The organism is Kibdelosporangium aridum (assembly GCF_900176515.1).
GTDB classification, from domain to species: Bacteria; Actinomycetota; Actinomycetes; order Mycobacteriales; family Pseudonocardiaceae; genus Kibdelosporangium; species Kibdelosporangium aridum.
In genome coordinates this window covers 1-16,399 of the sequence record NZ_FWXV01000006.1, presented here as the reverse complement: position 1 = coordinate 16,399, position 16,399 = coordinate 1, and the positions used below count along the sequence as shown (strand labels likewise).

Annotated in this window: 7 protein-coding genes; 5 read left to right on the top strand and 2 right to left on the bottom strand. The window is 65.5% G+C overall.

From position 1 onward, the window contains the following. The first annotated feature begins 270 nt into the window (after nt 1-270). The 5 genes from B9C43_RS30665 to B9C43_RS30645 are packed head-to-tail and all read left to right on the top strand — an operon-like array spanning nt 271 to nt 5,433. A complete protein-coding gene (locus tag B9C43_RS30665; RefSeq protein WP_235038942.1) occupies nt 271-1,284 on the top strand; it encodes a 3-oxoacyl-ACP synthase III family protein in 1,014 nt (337 codons plus the stop codon). 14 nt (nt 1,285-1,298) lie between these two features. Then, nucleotides 1,299-2,654, top strand: coding sequence for an aspartate aminotransferase family protein (locus B9C43_RS30660; RefSeq protein ID WP_160096786.1), 1,356 nt, complete (start codon nt 1,299-1,301; stop codon nt 2,652-2,654). 5 nt (nt 2,655-2,659) lie between these two features. Beyond that, nucleotides 2,660-3,838, top strand: a complete 1,179-nt coding sequence (locus B9C43_RS30655) for an acyl-CoA dehydrogenase family protein (RefSeq protein ID WP_084430761.1) — start codon at nt 2,660-2,662, stop codon at nt 3,836-3,838. Beyond that, the gene (locus tag B9C43_RS30650; RefSeq protein ID WP_084430427.1) at nt 3,835-4,221 is read left to right on the top strand and encodes a thioesterase family protein; all 387 of its coding nucleotides are present in this window, start codon (nt 3,835-3,837) and stop codon (nt 4,219-4,221) included. Before B9C43_RS30655 ends, B9C43_RS30650 begins: the two co-directional genes overlap by 4 nt. Nucleotides 4,222-4,242: 21 nt before the next feature. Then, the gene (locus B9C43_RS30645; RefSeq protein ID WP_084430426.1) at nt 4,243-5,433 is read left to right on the top strand and encodes an MFS transporter; all 1,191 of its coding nucleotides are present in this window, start codon (nt 4,243-4,245) and stop codon (nt 5,431-5,433) included. A gap of 91 nt (nt 5,434-5,524) precedes the next feature. On the opposite strand, the gene B9C43_RS30640 is transcribed toward B9C43_RS30645, so the two are convergent. Further along, complete coding sequence (locus B9C43_RS30640; RefSeq protein ID WP_235038941.1) at nt 5,525-11,737, bottom strand: RHS repeat-associated core domain-containing protein; 6,213 nt, start codon at nt 11,735-11,737, stop codon at nt 5,525-5,527. A gap of 22 nt (nt 11,738-11,759) precedes the next feature. Then, nucleotides 11,760-16,399: LamG domain-containing protein (locus B9C43_RS30635; protein ID WP_084430424.1), on the bottom strand; the 4,640-nt coding region annotated here is incomplete at its 5' end.

Genomic DNA, 16,399 nt, shown 5'->3' with positions numbered 1-16,399 from the left:
AGCCCATCCGAGTGGTCTCGCAGGCGTTCAAATCCCGAGGAACCGCAACTGACCTGCGAATACACCCGCCAGAGCGACTTGCGTTGAGTTGGTCGGAGCGTCGTGGACAGCTCTGTGCCGGTGCTACGTTCATTTCGGGGGTGGCGCGCAGAAATGCGCCCAGTCTGCGAAATCCGGACGAAAAGCACCGATAAAACTCGTCCATCGCGACATTCCATCCCACTGCGGAATTCCTGACCGACTAGAGCACCGAAATACACAGGGGGCTCAATGGAAAGGGATGCACGTCCAGGCATCCTGGCGACAGGTTCCTACTTACCGAGTTTCGTGATCACCAACGAGGCGCTCGCCGGACCGCTCGGGGTCGGCCCGGAGTGGATCGAAGGGCGCACCGGCATCCGGGAGCGGCGGATGGCGGCGGCTGACGAAGCAACCTCCGATCTGGCAACCAAAGCAGCCCGCCGCGCGCTGGCGGCCGCGGGCGTGCGGCCGGACCAGCTCGGGCTCATCATGGTCGCGACGTCCACACCGGACATGCCGCTGCCGGCCACCGCCTGTCAGCTGCAGGCCAATCTCGGCGCTGACAACGCCTGTGCGATGGACATCGACGCCGTGTGCACCGGCTTTGTCTACGCACTCGATGTGGCGCACAAGATGATGCGCTGCGAACCGACATTGGCGTACGCGCTCGTCGTCGGGGCGGATACCTACTCCCGCATCCTCGACTACAGCGACCGCAGAACGTGTGTGCTGTTCGGGGACGGTGCCGGTGCGGTGGTGCTCGGCCGGTCGGCAACAGCCGCGCGCATCGACTACACCCGGCTGGGCAGTGACGGCCGCAAGAACGACTACGTCCGAATTCCCAGCGGTGGCAGCAGAACACCGTCGACCGTGTCCGCGGTCGAGGCAGGCCAGCACTTCTTCAAGATGGAGGGCCGGCTCGTGCGGGAGTTCGTGCACGAGCGGCTGCCCGCGATGGTCAAGGACGTCACCGACAGCTGCGAGCTCACGGTGCCGGACATCGATCTCTTCGTGCTACACCAGGCGAACGGCCGCGTGCTCGACGACATGAGCAAGAAGCTGGGACTGCTGCCTGAGCAGGTGGCGGTGACGGTCGACAGGTACGGCAACACCGGCGCGGCGTCGATCCCCATCACCCTCGACCACGCGATCCGCGCGGGGCAGGCGGTACCGGGCAGCCGGGTGCTGCTCGCCGGCTTCGGCGGTGGCATGACGTGGGGCACGGCGTTGATGACGTGGAACGAACCCCGGGCAACCACATGAGAGTGAGCAACCAGATGACGGTCATCGCGGCTTACGAACAGCGGACTCCCCGGTCCCGCAAGCACTTCGAGGAGGTCGCACAGGTCATTCCGGCCGGTGCGACGCGCAGCCTGAACGCATGGCCGCCACATCCGGTCTACCTGGAGTCAGGTGCCGGCATGGTGGTCACCGACCTCGACGGCAACACCTACCACGACTTCCTCGCCAACTACACAGCATTGCCGCTCGGGTACGCCGACCCTGACATCACGCGGGCACTGGCCGAGCAGGTCGCCTCCGGCACCGTGCATTCCTTCTCCCGCACCGGGGAACGGGAACTGGCCGAGTTGTTGGCGGCACGGGTGCCGTCGGTGGACAAGATCCGCTTCACCGGTTCCGGCACTGAGGCGGTGATGTTCGCGCTGCGCCTTGCCAAGGCGTACACCCGACGCACCGCGGTGGCCAAGGCGGAGGGCGGCTACCACGGGACCACGGACGAGGTGATGATCAGCGTGCGGCCCGCCGCGAACCTCGCGGGTGACGCGCACGCGCCGCGCTCGGTGCCGGAGATGGCAGGCATCGATGAGTCCAGGGTGCGTGAGACGATCGTGGTGCCGTTCAACGACATCGAATCGTCGGCGGCGATCCTGCGCGCCCACAGCGACCGCCTTGCCGCGCTCATCCTCGAACCCGTGCTCGGCGTCGGCGGCATGATCCCCGCCGACCGCGAATATCTAGCCGCCATGCGCGAGGTGTGCGACGAACTCGGCATTGTGCTGGTGTTCGACGAAGTCATCACGTTGCGGATAGCGCCCGGCGGAGCGCAGGAGCACTACGGCGTTGTCCCTGACATCACCACGATGGGAAAGATCGTCGGCGGCGGCATGCCGATCGGCGCGTATGGCGGCCGGGCGGACCTGATGGCACTGCTGGAGCCTCGTGGCGGCACGGACGTGTACGACGCCCGTTCCGGTGGGCCCGTGCTGTACCAGGGCGGGACGTTCACCGGCAACGCGCTCAGCATCCGGGCGGGCATCACGACGATGAGCAAGCTCGATGCCGCGGCGATCACCGACCTGAACGCCAAGGGGGAACTGTTGCGGCGCAGCGTCACCGAAGCGGTCGCCGGGACACCTGTTGCGCTGACCGTGACGGGAATCGGGTCGCTGTTCAACCTGCACGTCGGCGTCAAGAAGGTTCACACGTTCCGCGACCTGCGCGGGATCGACGCGGCACGGCAGCACCAGTTGTTCATCGCGTTGCTCAACCGTGGCGCGATCATCGCTCCGCGCGGCATGGGGTGCGTGTCGACCTGCACCACTACCGAGGACATCGAGTTCTTCGCTCGTGCGGTCAACGAGTCGCTCATCGACATCACTGGGGAGTGCTGATCTGTATGAGGACCACCTGGACGAAGGAACAGCAGGCCAGGAGGGAGCGGTTTCGGGTGTTCGGCGCCGAGCGGGTGGCGCCGGGTACCTCGGACCGCGACCGGTCTGGGGCGTTCCACCACGAGTCATGGAAGTTGTTGGCGGAGGAAGGGTTCTGGACCGCGCACCTGCCTGCCGAGTACGGCGGTGAAGGTGGCACGCTGTGGGACTTCCTGGCAGGACTGGAAGGTCTCGCGTTGGGTGCCGACGACTCCGGTTTCGTGCTCTCAGCGGTCGCACACGCAGGTCTGGTGCACGTGCTGCTCGAACACGGTACGCCCGAACAGAAAGCGAGGCTGCTGCCCGCACTGACGTCCGGTGCGCTCGGTGCGACAGCGGCGACCGAGCCCACCGGCGGGTCGCACGTTGCCGCTGTGCACACCAGGGCTGAACAGAACGGTGCCGGCAACTGGTTGCTGAGCGGCCAGAAAGCGCACATCACCAACGCGCCCGAGGCCGACGTCATGCTGGTGGTCGGTCGGCTCGACGGGATCGGCAAGCGGGATATCACGCTGTTCGTGATGGAACGCGGCCGACGTGGCCTCACCACCGGCAAGCACGAAGATCTGCTGGGGCAGCGGACCAGTCCAACCGGCCCGATCTTCATGGACAACGTGACAGTCACGCGCGACGACATCGTCGGTGAGCCAGGCAACGGTCTTGCGACCTTGTACTCGTTCCTCGCGTTCGACCGCCTGATGTACGGCATCGTGGTGGCGTCACAACTGGAAGCGTTGCTGCCGACCACAGTCGAGCGTGCATCGCGGCGGCAGGCCTTCGGCACCTCGATCGGCAACCACGAATACATCCAGGACAAGATCGTCGTCATGCGGATGACGATCGAGTCCGCTCGGCACTTGGCCTACGCGGCCGCCGACGCGCTCATCCGCCGTGCCGACAACTACAGCGCGCTTGCGTCGTGCGCCAAGCTCGCAGCCTCTGAGGGCGCGGTGAGCTCCGCGGTCGAACTGGTACAGATCTTCGGGCACATGGGTTACGACCGGACCCAAGGTGTGGAACGGCATCTGCGCGACGCCGTTGCGATCCGCATCGCCGGCGGCACCACCGAGATGCAGAAGAAGAACATATACAAGGACATCGCGGAGCGGTTCACGCCGCGCACCGAGATCACGCAGGGGGCATGACCGTGGTCGAGACGATCGAGGGAAGCGGGAGCAAGCTCGTCGAGGACGACGACTGCGCGACCCGGTGGGGCAACGAGGGCCTGCACGTACTGTCGACGCCGTCGATCCTCGGCTCGATGGAGAAGGTCTGTGTCGACCTGATGGCCCCGAAGCTCGAACCCGGCGAGATGACTGTCGGCGTCGACGTCCAGTTGGCGCACCTCGCGCCGACGCCGAAGGGCGACACGGTGACGTTCGAGGTGGTGATGCGGCGCGACGGCCGCACCATCGACGTCGAGTTCGTCGCCACCGACTCGCGCGGCACGGTGGTCAGCAAAGGCACGCACAAACGCGCGATCATCAACAAGGACAGGTTCCTGGCCAAGCTCGCGGCCATGGCCTGACGGAGGCCGAGGGGTGCCAGCGTGGTGTCGTTAGGCAAATCGGACGGCTATCGCGGGGTCGTGACGACGCCGGGGTGGTTGTCGTGGGCAGTCGCGACGTTCGGTGCGCGACTGCCGGTGGCGATGGCGCCGCTGGCACTCGTGCTGGTGGGTCACGCGGCAACCGGTGGCTACGTGTTCGGTGGCCTGCTCGTGGCCGCGCACACGCTCGGCGAGGCGCTGGCGGCCCCGATCACCGGTGCGTTGGTGGACAGATGGTCGCCGCGCCGCACCATCGCGCCGTGCCTGGCGATCGAAGCGGCGCTGTTCGGTACGTTGGCGCTGTTGGTGATCGCCGACGGCGCGGACGTGCTGCTGTTGGCGGTGGCCGCACTGGCGGGCGCGATTCCAGCGGGAGCGCCCGGCGGCCTCCGGTCCACCCTCACCCATGTCGTGGGTGCCGCCGCGTTGCCCCGGGCACTGTCGCTGGACACGGTGATCAACCAGACGTGCTGGGCGCTGGCACCGATCATCGTGAGCGTCTGCGCGGGACTCGCCTCACCGACCGCCGCGATCGCGCTGGTTGGTGTCTTCCCGGCGATCGGCATGGTGGCGGCGCTGTATTTGCCGCGCACACCTGGCCACGCCACACGAGAAACGCGGACAGGCCTGTGGGCATTGACGCTCGTGCTGCACCGCACGTTGCTGCTCACCGCCGTACTGCGGCTGATGCTGGGTGCGATGACTGTTGCCGCGCCGCCGTTGTTCGACGCGGCGTCGGCACCGGCGCTGGCCGGGTTCGCATTGGGCGCCTACGCGGTCGGCACAGCCGTTGGCGGTCTGCTCTACGGGATGCGCCGCACCTGGCCGGGAACACACGAGCAACAGGCCGACGTATGCCTGCTGTTGCTTGGCATCGTCATCATGTCGGCCTTCTTCGTGCACCACAGTGTCCTTTTTGTGCTGCTGTACGGAGTGGCCGGCCTGCTGGAGGGACCGGTCGTGCTCGCGCGATCGCTGCATTTGGAGGACATCCTCCCCGGCGATCGGCGGGCGATGGGCTTCAGCCTGCAGTACGCGGCCATCGGCTGGGGTTTCGCCGCAGGCGGTTTCGTACTCGCCCAGATCATCGGCAAGGCAACGCCACAGACCGCGCTCACCGTGATCGGCGGCCTCGTCGCGGCCGCGTCGTTGCTCGCGCTTTTGCTGCCTTCACGCCGTCGCCGGGCGTGAGTCAGGCCAGCTGTCCAACTGTCCGCGCCGCTCGGCGATGGCGTCTTCGGGGGTGGGAACGTGTCCCACCCCCGACTCGCCACGAGCTCGCCTAACCGACCGTCAACCCTGGGAAGAAGATCCTGCCTTCGAGGTATCCGATCTGCATCAAGGTGCCGTGCACATCTCCTCTCAGCAGGTTGGTCTGTACCTCCGGGCCTATGTCGTCGCCGATCTGACCGACCTGCACCACGGTGCCTTCCACGTTGCCATTCACTGTCCCGCCGTGCGTTATGACCACATTGCCCTTGATGTTGCCGTTGACGGTTCCGCCCCGGACGATGACGTTGCCTTCGATGTCTCCGTTGATGACTTCGCCGTGACGCACCAGTACGTGATCACCCTTGATCGGCAACCCGATCTCGTCGATGTCACAGGTGCGTTCGTTGTGCACGAGGATCGGGTCGTCGCCCACGAGCACGTAGTACGACTCCAGGTCGAGCACGGAGAGGTTGTACGCCGCCGTTGACCTCCGGGTTTCTGGCTTCAGCTCACGGAATGCGACGTGGTCACCGGCGGCGGTCACCAGACTGTCGCCGGCGTCGAGCTGATCGGCACGCTGCCACTGCCCGTCACTCGCGTTCCAGAATGGATGGTCCGCGGTGGTGGTGACCGTGCCGCCGTCCTCGGTCACCAGGTCGAGCACGCTGTCCTGGTGGCGGCTCAGGCCTGTCACGGTCTTCACGCCCTTGGCACCGGTCTCCGGATCGGCAGCCAGGACCTTGTCCCCGAGCTTCACCTCCGAGATGGGCTTGGTCGTTCCGTCCGCCATCACGACCTTGGTGTCCGCGGTGAAACTGCAGGCCTTGGCTGCTTTGCCGCTCTTGAGCAGCTTCGCCGCCTTGAGCACCGGAATGTCGGCCACCATCCACCAGCACGAGGACTCTCCCGTGGCGCACTCCGATGCGCTTTGCAGCACTCCCAACGGAGTCAGCCCGATGATGAAGTCCGCGACCGGCGACTTCTCGATGTCGAGCATGCCCAAGTCTTGGACGTACGAGCAGAAACCTTCGTTGCCGACGGACCGCCGGCACACGTGTTTCGCCCAGTCCTTGAGCGCCTTCGCGTACTCACCGTCGCTGTAGCCGACCCCGGTCAGCCGCAACGCCTTGAGTTCGTCGAACGTCGGCATCCGCCGGTCGAAGATGATCGGCTGCTTGGTCGCGTCCTTGTTGCGGCCGTCGATGATCGCCGCTCGCTGACCGATCTTGTCGCCCTTGTCGTATCCGGTCGGCGCGTTGGGCTTGGTGGGCTGACCGGGCGGGACCGGGGTCCAGATCGAACCGCTGCCGCCGTTCTTCTCGTCCTCACGGCCGTAGAAGTCGCAGCTGTCGCAGAACGCCCCGCTCGGATCGCTGAACGTGATCGGGTTGTTGTTGCTGTACGTGTACCCGTTGATCTGCTGGGAATCGGACGGGTTGAGCACCGGGTCGACCGAGATGAACCTTCCTGTCGACGGGTCGTAGTCGCGTGCGCCCAGATGTGTCAGACCTGTGCTCTTGTCCTCGACACCGCCAACGAATCCTCGATCTCCCGGCCACTGCACAGCCGCACCACGGGGCGCGCCGAACGGCAGTTGACGTCGCTGGGTGACCTCGAGCGTGCCTGCGTTGATCGCGATCTGACCGGTGCCCTGGTGATCGCCCGCGAGCCACGTGAGCGAACCATTGCCTTGCCGGACAGCGACAATCTGTCCGCCGTGGCGGTAGTACCGGGTCACCGTCGGGTTACCGCCACCAACAGCCACCCGCAGTTCCTGACCGCCCAGATACAGCGTGGTGGCGTCCGGGTCACGGCGGATCAGCCGGTTCCCCTCAGCATCGTGCAGGAAGGTCGTGCTCGTGCCGTCCTTGCTGACGCCGGTCAGTTTGCCCTCGACGTCCCAGGTGAAGGTCTGATCGCCCTTGCGGATCACCGAACCACTGGCGTTGTATTCGTAATCTTCCTTGGTATCGACGCCAAAACCCTTGGTGGTGACCGACTTCAGCGCGTGCGCGTGCCCGAGGACGTCATACTCGTACGTCCTCGTGGTGTCGCCGTTGCTGCCGTGCTGCGTCTCGCTCTTGCGGTTGCCCGACTTGTCGTACGTGTACGAGTGCCAGTACGGAGCAGGGCCACTGGAGGTCAGGCTGGGCTGGGTTGTACAACCCTGGTCTGCCGTCCAGTTCGCGGCCGTCGTCGTCCAGGCCTCGGTGGTCCGGCGCAGGTAATCCTGCTGGAAACACTGGATGTCGGCAGGTTTGCCCAGCGGTACGTCCGCCACCGAGGTGATCGTGCCTGCCGGACTGTAGGTGTACCTGGTGTCCGTCTGCATCGGTGACGGCAGCTCAGCATCCACAATGGACCGGTTCAGCCGCCGGGTGCTGGTGTCGTAGTAGTACGACTGCCAGACACGGCGGTCACCAGAACCGAGTCGCAACCGCTGAATTTCGCCGTACCGCGTGTACTCCGTCGCAGACCCGTAGTGGAATGTGCTGCCGTTGTATCCGCCCCAGCTCTGCAGGACCGGGCCAAGGTCGTCGTACTTGTAACTGACGCTCTCGGCAGGCAACTCCCCTGCCTTGGCATACCCCTGGCTTCCGACGCTGCCGTTGACGTTGAACGAGGCGTAGGTCTCGTACGTCCCGGCGAGCAAACCTTCCTTGGCCGGAATCGTCAACGACGTACCAGTCTGGTTGTAAACCTGGTCGTAGCTAAGGACGTTCCGGGTGTACGCGGCGCCGTTCACCCACCGGGTCGAGGACGCCAACTGGCCCTTGCCCTTGATGACAGTGTCGTATGTCCACTCGGCGAGCTTCGTACCGCCGACTTGGCCGACGTACGTAGCGATCCGGCGGTCCAGGTTGTCGTATTCGAACGCAACCGTCTCGCCGCGACCGTCGCGGCTCGAAGTCACCCTGTCAAGGTCGTCGTACGATGTGATAGACGTTCCACTGTCAGGGTCTTCCTGCTCTGTCATCCGACCACGAAAATCGTACTTATAGCGCCAGATCTTGCTGAGCGGATCTGTCACCGTCTCCAGGTGACCGGCTTTGGTGTACGAGTAAAGCGTTGCGTCGTAATCGCCTTCGGCCTTCGTGCCGTGGTACTTGCGCTGCTCGACCATCTGGCCACGTGCATCGGTGATGGTCGTGACCGGCGTGGCACCCGACGGCGGCGTGATGTTGACCCGATCGCCGTCATAGGTCTTCGTCGTCCGCCACTTCTCGAACGCACCGGCGAAGTAGGCCGACACGGACACACGGCCTGCGTCGTCGTAGTAGCTCCGGGTATGCCCGGGGATCTCGGTGTCCGAGGCCAGCCACAAGGTGTCGTCGACACTGCCACTGTTGTAGTACGGCTGCGTCGCCTTCCACTGCCTGCCGAAGGAGTCGTACCGGATGTCGGTCAGCAGCCTGCCGCCGCCAAGCGCAGGCGCTTGAGTCTGCCTCGGCCGCAGCAGTCCGTCGTACAGGGTCTTGCTCGTGATCTCAGTCTTGTTAGGACCAAGCTTGGTGGTCGTGACGACGCTCGCGCCGTCATTGCGGATCAGGTAGTCGTACTTGACACTCGGTTTGCCTGTCGTCGGCTGGTTCGGCAGCCACGTCTGGGTCTTACGGCCTGCCGCGTCGTACACCAGCGTTGTCACCCGGTTGTTCGGGTCACTGGTCTTCGTCGGCGAGCCCCACGCGGGCTCCAAGGTCGTGGTTGTCGCCAGACCGGTAACGCCCGTACGGGGCGCCGGAGTGGTCACGACCGTCTGGGTGAGCGGACCGCCGAGTTGCGGAGTGTAAACAGTGGTCGTCGCTCGGCCATGGGCGTCCTTGAGGACGGTGATGCGTCCGTGGGCGTCATAGTCCATCGTGGACTTGGTCAAGTAGGACGGTTCGGACGCAGGCCGCTCCGTCGCCTGCTCGATCTTCTTGGTGTTGCCGTTGTCGTCGTAGGTGTTGCGTGTGGCGGAAAGCGCATCCCGCGGGTAGACCGCAGGCGTATCACAGTTGACGGAGACGGTCTCCGTGTGACCGATGAGACCAAGGATCCACTTGTCGGTGTTCCGGGCGTAGGTGTTCCGGACACAACGATCATCCGCAGCGTTGTCGATGTCGCCGAGGTCATTGATCTTCGTCGGCAGGCCACGGTCGTCGTAGTCGGTGTCCGTCCTGGTGATCCGCCACTGCCCGGACGACAACGCCGTGAAGGAGCGTGCGGTCTCAGTCCGGACGATATAGGCGGTCAGATCGCCGCGTTTCGCGGTCGGACCACGGACAAACGGCTTGCTGATGGCCTTGCTGAGCCGAGGCGGATCAGGCTTGTCCGAAGGACCTTCGTGAACGAACGTGGACGACTCGAATCCGAAGCCCTGCAACCAGTCCGAGTCGGGATAGGTACCACCGTGCGAGTCGCTCACCGAGGCGGGCCGGGTACCGTTCGGCAGCTTGTCGCCGTCCATACCTTGGTAGAACCGTTCTTCGGACATGGTGACCTTGCCGGAGGGGTCGCCGGGAGCGCCCATCCTGGTGCGGACCCGGCTGAATCCACGGAACTCGTTGTAGGTCTTCTTGCTGTCCTTGGTGAACTCCGAGGTGTCGCGGTGCCACGCCGCACCATCCAGGTACTCGTAGCTCACGACTTGCTCGGGGCTGCTGAGTGCCTGGTTGTTCTGGACCCGCAGGCGATCGGAGGTGATCACCTTGGTGACCATGTACTTGTGGAAGTAGTCAGTGCGCTCGGCGAAGTTCTTCGGCGCCCACACGACCGGGAAACACCATTGCTCGTTCTCTTCCGGTTTGGCCGGCAGGCTGTCCGGTTCGCACTGGGAGGTGTAGGTGATCGAGACCAGTCCGCCGGTCTCGGAACGCACGCCTGTGATGCGGTAGCGGTACATCGGTGCGATGCCGTCTGTTGCCGTGTCGACGCGGTTGGGCAGTGCCGTGCCCTCGAACGTCACCGCGGGCTGAGTCACTGACCCCTCGCCCACCAGCCCGGTGTGCTTGATGCTCTTGAGCCACAACGAGGCTTTCTCGCGGTCGCCCGGGTCCGGGAAGCTGTGCTCGAGATCCCAGCGATCGACGTCGTCGTACGTTGTGCCGCGCAGAACCTGCGTGGTGATGCTCGCCAAGCGCTTGGTCGACCAGAAGGACGGGTAGCGCTCCTTGCACGGAGTGGCTTTGCACTCGTTGTCCCACGAGACGTCCGGCCAGTTGTTCTTGCTCGCCTCCAGGCAGTCGCTGCCTGGCACACACCGTTTCGCCAACTCGAACACGACCCGGCCGCTCGGCGTGGTGACGTTGTCGCGCAGGCCGTAGTCGATCCGGTCGAGCGTGCCACCGCGGATGTACTCGACCGCGGTGTCCTGCTCGTTCATCCCGTACTTGTTGGTCTCGGTCAGGTAGTGGTACCGGATCATGTTGCCGTTGCGGTCGACGACCTTGTCCAGCATCCACCGGTAAGCCTGGACACAGTGCGAGGCCGCCAGTGTGTCCTTGTGGCACGGCTCGTTCGCGTCATCGCCGTACACCGGGACGGTCCATGTCGACTTCGAGTCCGGCTGGGACCCGAACCAGTACTGGGTACCGTCCATGGAGGTGATCACCCAGTGCTCGCCGTTGTCGTCACCGTTGGCGATGCCCTCACGGCGTTCGATGCGCGAACCGTCGTCGCTCTTCGTCCGCCAGTCCCCGGTGACGTCGTCGCGGATCAGCGGACCGCCGCTACCGCTGTAGCTCGCGGTGGCATTGTCGGTCCGCCAGCACAGATCTCCCTTCGTTTCAGGAGGTTTGACGTCACCCATGTCGTCGTCACCGCAGCTGCCGTAGGTGCGTTCGACGAATCCGGGCGACAGGTTCCAGCCTTCACCGACCCAGGACGGCTGGTTGTTGGTCGCACTGGTCCGGCCGTCCACTTCGGACGAACGGTACGACAGTGCGAGGCTGGGCACCAACGCTCCGGGCGCCGGTGGCACCCGCAGCGGATAGGACCACGAAAAGTCCCCGGTGTGCGACGCGACGCTCCAACTCGCCGACGGCGCCAACGAGGTCGCGGCTGTCGTGCCGTGACCGTCCGGTGAGGTCGTTTTCGGTGGCTGATTGCCGCTTAGCGTGCTCTTGGACGCTTGGTCCTCGCCGTAGGAGGCCAGCGACGGCGCGACCACGGAAGTGGACGGCGTCGATGGCAACGGCACTGATGGCTGGGTTTCCGCGGCGGCCACGGGGCTCGTCACGACCTGTACCAGCGTCGTGACGAGCGCCACGCTGACCGACAGCGCGATCGGTCTTGACCGCACGACTCTCCCTGTCAGTCGGGAATCATGGACGAAGCGGCACCGGGACGGATGCCAGCACATAGCCGAGCGAGGCGACCTGGGTGTGGCCCTCGCACGACGCGGTGGACGCGAAGTGCTGCCCGTCCATGGAACCGCCCGCCACCTTGCAGGAGAGCAGTTCCTTGGCAGCACGACCCTCTGGTGCCTGCGTCCAGACCCGGCCGATCGGCCGGACCACGGTCTTGCCGCCGCAGGCAGCGTCCGTGGAGAGGAACTGGTCCTCTCCGTCCATACAGGACATCAGCGACTGCGTACCCGGCTCGTCGTTCATCGCGACGAGGCCGAGCGTGCCTTCCCACTTGTACCCGGGTTCGGCGGCACCTGTTGTCTGGATGTGCTCACCGGCCCTGCCGTGGTGGTAGCGGCTCAAGGTCGTGTACGCCACCAGGTGCCCGAGCAGGCCGTCGTCGGTCTTGCCCTCACAGGTCGGCGAGATCGAATCGAACCGCTCTTCACCGGCCACGCACCGACGCAGCGCGACCGTCGAGACACCCTCCGGCGGCTCGATGTAGGCCCAACCGAGATCGGCGAGCTTCGTGTGCCCCTCACAGTTCGCGTCGATCGACGTGAACGCGTCGGTGTTGTTGATCAGGCAGCTGTACAACCGGTGTGCTCCCGGCTGTGCCTCCGTGAGCATCATGCCGAGCGGCCCTTCGTACCGGTAGCCAGCCGGAGTCTCGCCGAACGGGTCGTAGATGCCCCCGGCCGAGTAAGCCGACCGGTGCTCTCCACCCCCGATCACGGTGAACCGGCCGAGCTGTCCGCCCGACGGTGCCGGCCAGTTCGAGTAGCGCGCGATGTGCTCGGGCGACGTGACACCGTAGTCGGTCATCACCTCGTCGACCGCGCCACTGAAGTAGCCGGTCATGGCACCGTTCTCCTTGGCACGACCTATGTGGAACGCACCAAGGCCCGACCACAGCAGCGCGTCGTTCTTCGTTCCAACGTGCTGGCCATTGACGTACAACCGCAACTGCCGCAGCGGCGCGTCGTACACACCAGCCAGATGCGTCCACTGGTTGAGCGTGGGCGCCTGCAAGGAATGGGCGTACGTCAGTGGTGCGCCGTCCTGGTCGGCACTCGCCGCACCGAAGATCCACCGACCGATCTCCGGCCGGTACTGCAGCACAAACGAGCTCTGCCTGCTGCCGTCCTGGCTGAGCACGGTGGCCACCTTGTCGGCCTTCGTCAGCTTGACCCACGCCGACACGGAGAAGCTGTCGTGCATCGGCGTGCCCGCCCACTGCGCGGTCGCCGCACCGGACGTGCCGTCCAGCTGCAACGCCTTGCCAGTGACACCAGGCCCATACGAAGTGACGCCGGACAAGGTGGTCGGGTTCTTGCGCCACGACTTGTCCGTCACGGTGCTGTCATCGAACCGCCAATACCCATGCAACGCCGCCGGCACATCGTCGTGAATCACCCGGACCTCGGCGTCGGACAACGGCTTACGGAACGCACGGACCTCATCGACACCACGCGGGAAGAAGCACCCGTTGGCCCCGTTCCACTTGCACCGACCCATCGAGAACACACCAGCCGATGCGCGGATCTTGACGCCGACCTGCACGCCAGAGAGCAAACCGTTGACGTACAAGCGGATCTGCTCAAGGCCGGAGTCGTAGACCACCGTGAGGTGGTTCCAGCCCGCCACCGCGGGTTCGGCCGACATCAAGTAGTCGAGGTCAGGATTGTCCTTGTCCTCCTTGGGAACCACCACGCCCCACTTCTTGGCCGTGGGGTCGAACTGCACATGGAACGCACTCACCCTGTTGCCGTCCTGCCCGTAGGCGGTGACGTAGCGCGTGAGGTTGTCCAGGTACGCCCACCCGGCGACCGAGAAGCTCTGATCGGTGTTGAGCACCGGCGTGGCCGTTTCGGCGAAGCCGCTCGTACCGTCAAACCATCCGGTCCCGCCGCTCCGCCCGGCGAACCAGCCCGCACCGCCCTTCATGGTCGCGGTCAGGCCACGCCCACTCGAGTCAGCCGCCGTCGTCCCGGTGCTTTCGTCGAACTTCCAATGTCCGGCGTCCGCGACCGGCAGCGGGGTCGGACCGTCCTGCGCGGGATACGAGCTGATCAACGCGTTGATCCGGTCGTCGGTCAGCGCACCGCTGTACATCCGGACGTCGTCGATCCGCCCAGGCCAGAACTGGTTCCGCCCGTCCACGTGGGCGCTGCCGACCCGCAGCTGGCCGCTGGCCTGCCACGGCTCGAGCAGAATGCCGTCGCTCTTCCGGGTTCCGTCGACATACAGCCAAACAGCCTTGGCAGCCGCGTCGTACACGCCGGCCAGGTGCACCCACTTTTCCTTCTCACCCTTCAGCACGTCCAGCGACGCCTTGGTCACCTGGCCGTTCTTCTCGGGCAGTTCGAAGATCCAGTTGCCGGGCCTGCCGTTGTCGATGTCCTTGACGTAGCCCAGCCGGAACTTCGGCGGCACGCTGTCCCCGCCGTCCATCGACACCGCACTGATCATGCAGCGCAGCGTCTCCGGGTCGATGTCACACGACTTGCCATCCAGATGGACCCAGCCCGACACAGTAAAGCTGGTGTTCGTGTTGACGTTGACGCCGTTCTCGGTGACGGCGACATCGTCGACACCGTCGAACCGCAGCCCGTTGCCTGCCCGGCCCTGTGCGAAACCGGTGCCGTTCTGCAGCAGGACACGCTTCCCACCGACCGAGTCGTTGACGGCGGTGCCGCTGCCCTCGTCGAACGTCCAGTTGTGCCCGAGGCTGAGATCCCGGCCGGCCAGCACAGTGATCTCGCTGGCGAACAACGGCCGGTTGTAGACCGACACGTCGTCGATCGCGCCGGTGAACAACTCCGCGTTCGGGTTGCCCGCCCACTTGGACTTGCCGAACTGCAACGGCCCGGTCGCGTTGAACCCGCCGTCGTGGGCTGCCGAGGCGGCCAGCACACCGTTGACGTAGAGCTCGATCCGCTTGCGGTCCTTGCTGTAGGTGCCCACGAGATGTGTCCAGACACCACGAGTCGCGACCGGCCCGGTCGCCTGATCACCCACAACGGCCTGGTCGGAGCGCGCGGCGAAGAAGTCCCACCGGCCATCGGCCAGCGCACGCAACGTGAACCCGCTGACGTTGCTGCCTTCCTGGGACACCACCGCCGCCTGGCTGCCGATCTTGTCCAGCCGGGCCCACGCCGCCACCGAGAAGCTCTTGTCGGTGTCGAACGCCTTCGGCGCGGTGACGAACCCGTTGGCACCGTTGAGCCGCACGGCCATGTCCGCTGGGTTGGGATTCATGCTCTGGCCCGCGGACCAGTCCGCCCCACTGGGGCTCAGTGTGCCGTGCAGGTTCTTGCCAGACGTGTCTTGGGCGTTGCCGTCGAGCTTCCACTCACCCGACTTGACGTTGTCCCGCGTCACGACACCACGGACCTCGTCCTCCGACAATGCCCGGCTGTACACCCGGACCTCGTCGACCGACCCCGGCCAGAAGTCGGCCGGGTTGCCCGCGAACTTGCCGCGGCCGACGGTCAACGGACCAGCGGCCTGCCACGGGGCGTTCGGCAGAACTGCCTCACCACCGAACTCGCCGTTGACGTAGATCCGCATCTTGCGCGTGGGGGCGTCGAACGTGCCGGTCAGGTGCACCCAGTCCCCGGCCCTCGCCGCCTGCTCGGCTGCGGCGCCGTACCACGTCGGGTTGTCGATGTCCTCGCTGAACCGGGTGAACACCCACTTGTTGATGATGCTGTTGTACTGCAGGTAGAACCCGCTCATGCGGGTGCCGTCCTGGCCGACGGCCGTCATCGACGCGCCACCGGTGACGAACTCCCGCGCGTTCACCCACGCCGCGACCGAGAAGCTTTGATCAGTGCGGATCACCGATCCGCTGGTCACCATCGCACCGTCGGTTCCGTTGAGCTTCAACGAGTTGTTGGACGCGCCCGTCTCATCGAACGAAGCGCCACCGGACAACACGCCGTCCGCGCCGCCTTCGACGGCGTTGCGTGCGGTCTTGCCGTCCTTCTCGTCGAACTTCCAGTGTCCAAGGTGGACGTTGTTCTGGCTGACCGCGGCCGCGATCTCCGCCTCGGTCAGTGCCCGGTCGTGCAGCTGGACCTCGTCGATCGCACCCTTCCAGTGGTCGACCCCTGGCTTGCCGTCCCAGATGGTCCGGCCGATCCTGACCTTGCCAGGTGCGAACTCCGGTACGGCGTCCATCGCCACGGTGCCGGCCAGCACGCCGTTGACGTACAACCGCAGCTGCTTGTTCTTCGGGTCGTACACGCCGGTCAGATGCGTCCACGTGTTCAGCTGCGGCATACCGACCGGCGAGTGCACGATCTGCACACCCTTACTCGACGTCGTGGAGTTCGGCATACCGAACGCCCACGTTGGACGGGTTCCGTCCGGTTCCGCGCGGAACCACAACGCGAAGCCGGGGAACAACGCGCCATCCTGGCTGACCGCGGCCCGGGCACCGTGGTTCACCTTGATGTTCACCCACGCCGATACGGTGAAGGCGCTGTCGTTGCGGATGGTGTTCGGCGCGCTGACGTGGTCGTCCACACCGTCCAGTTCGACTGCCGAGCCGGTCGCGCCACCACTGACGATGCTCGCGCCACCTTCGAGCGTGCCGTGCCGGTCGCCCA

Coding starts and splice junctions, on each gene's coding strand:
- B9C43_RS30650 (WP_084430427.1), top strand. CDS start 3,835: ATGACCGTGGTCGAGACGATCGAGGGAAGCGGGAGCAAGCTCGTCGAG.
- B9C43_RS30660 (WP_160096786.1), top strand. CDS start 1,299: ATGACGGTCATCGCGGCTTACGAACAGCGGACTCCCCGGTCCCGCAAG.
- B9C43_RS30655 (WP_084430761.1), top strand. CDS start 2,660: ATGAGGACCACCTGGACGAAGGAACAGCAGGCCAGGAGGGAGCGGTTT.
- B9C43_RS30665 (WP_235038942.1), top strand. CDS start 271: ATGGAAAGGGATGCACGTCCAGGCATCCTGGCGACAGGTTCCTACTTA.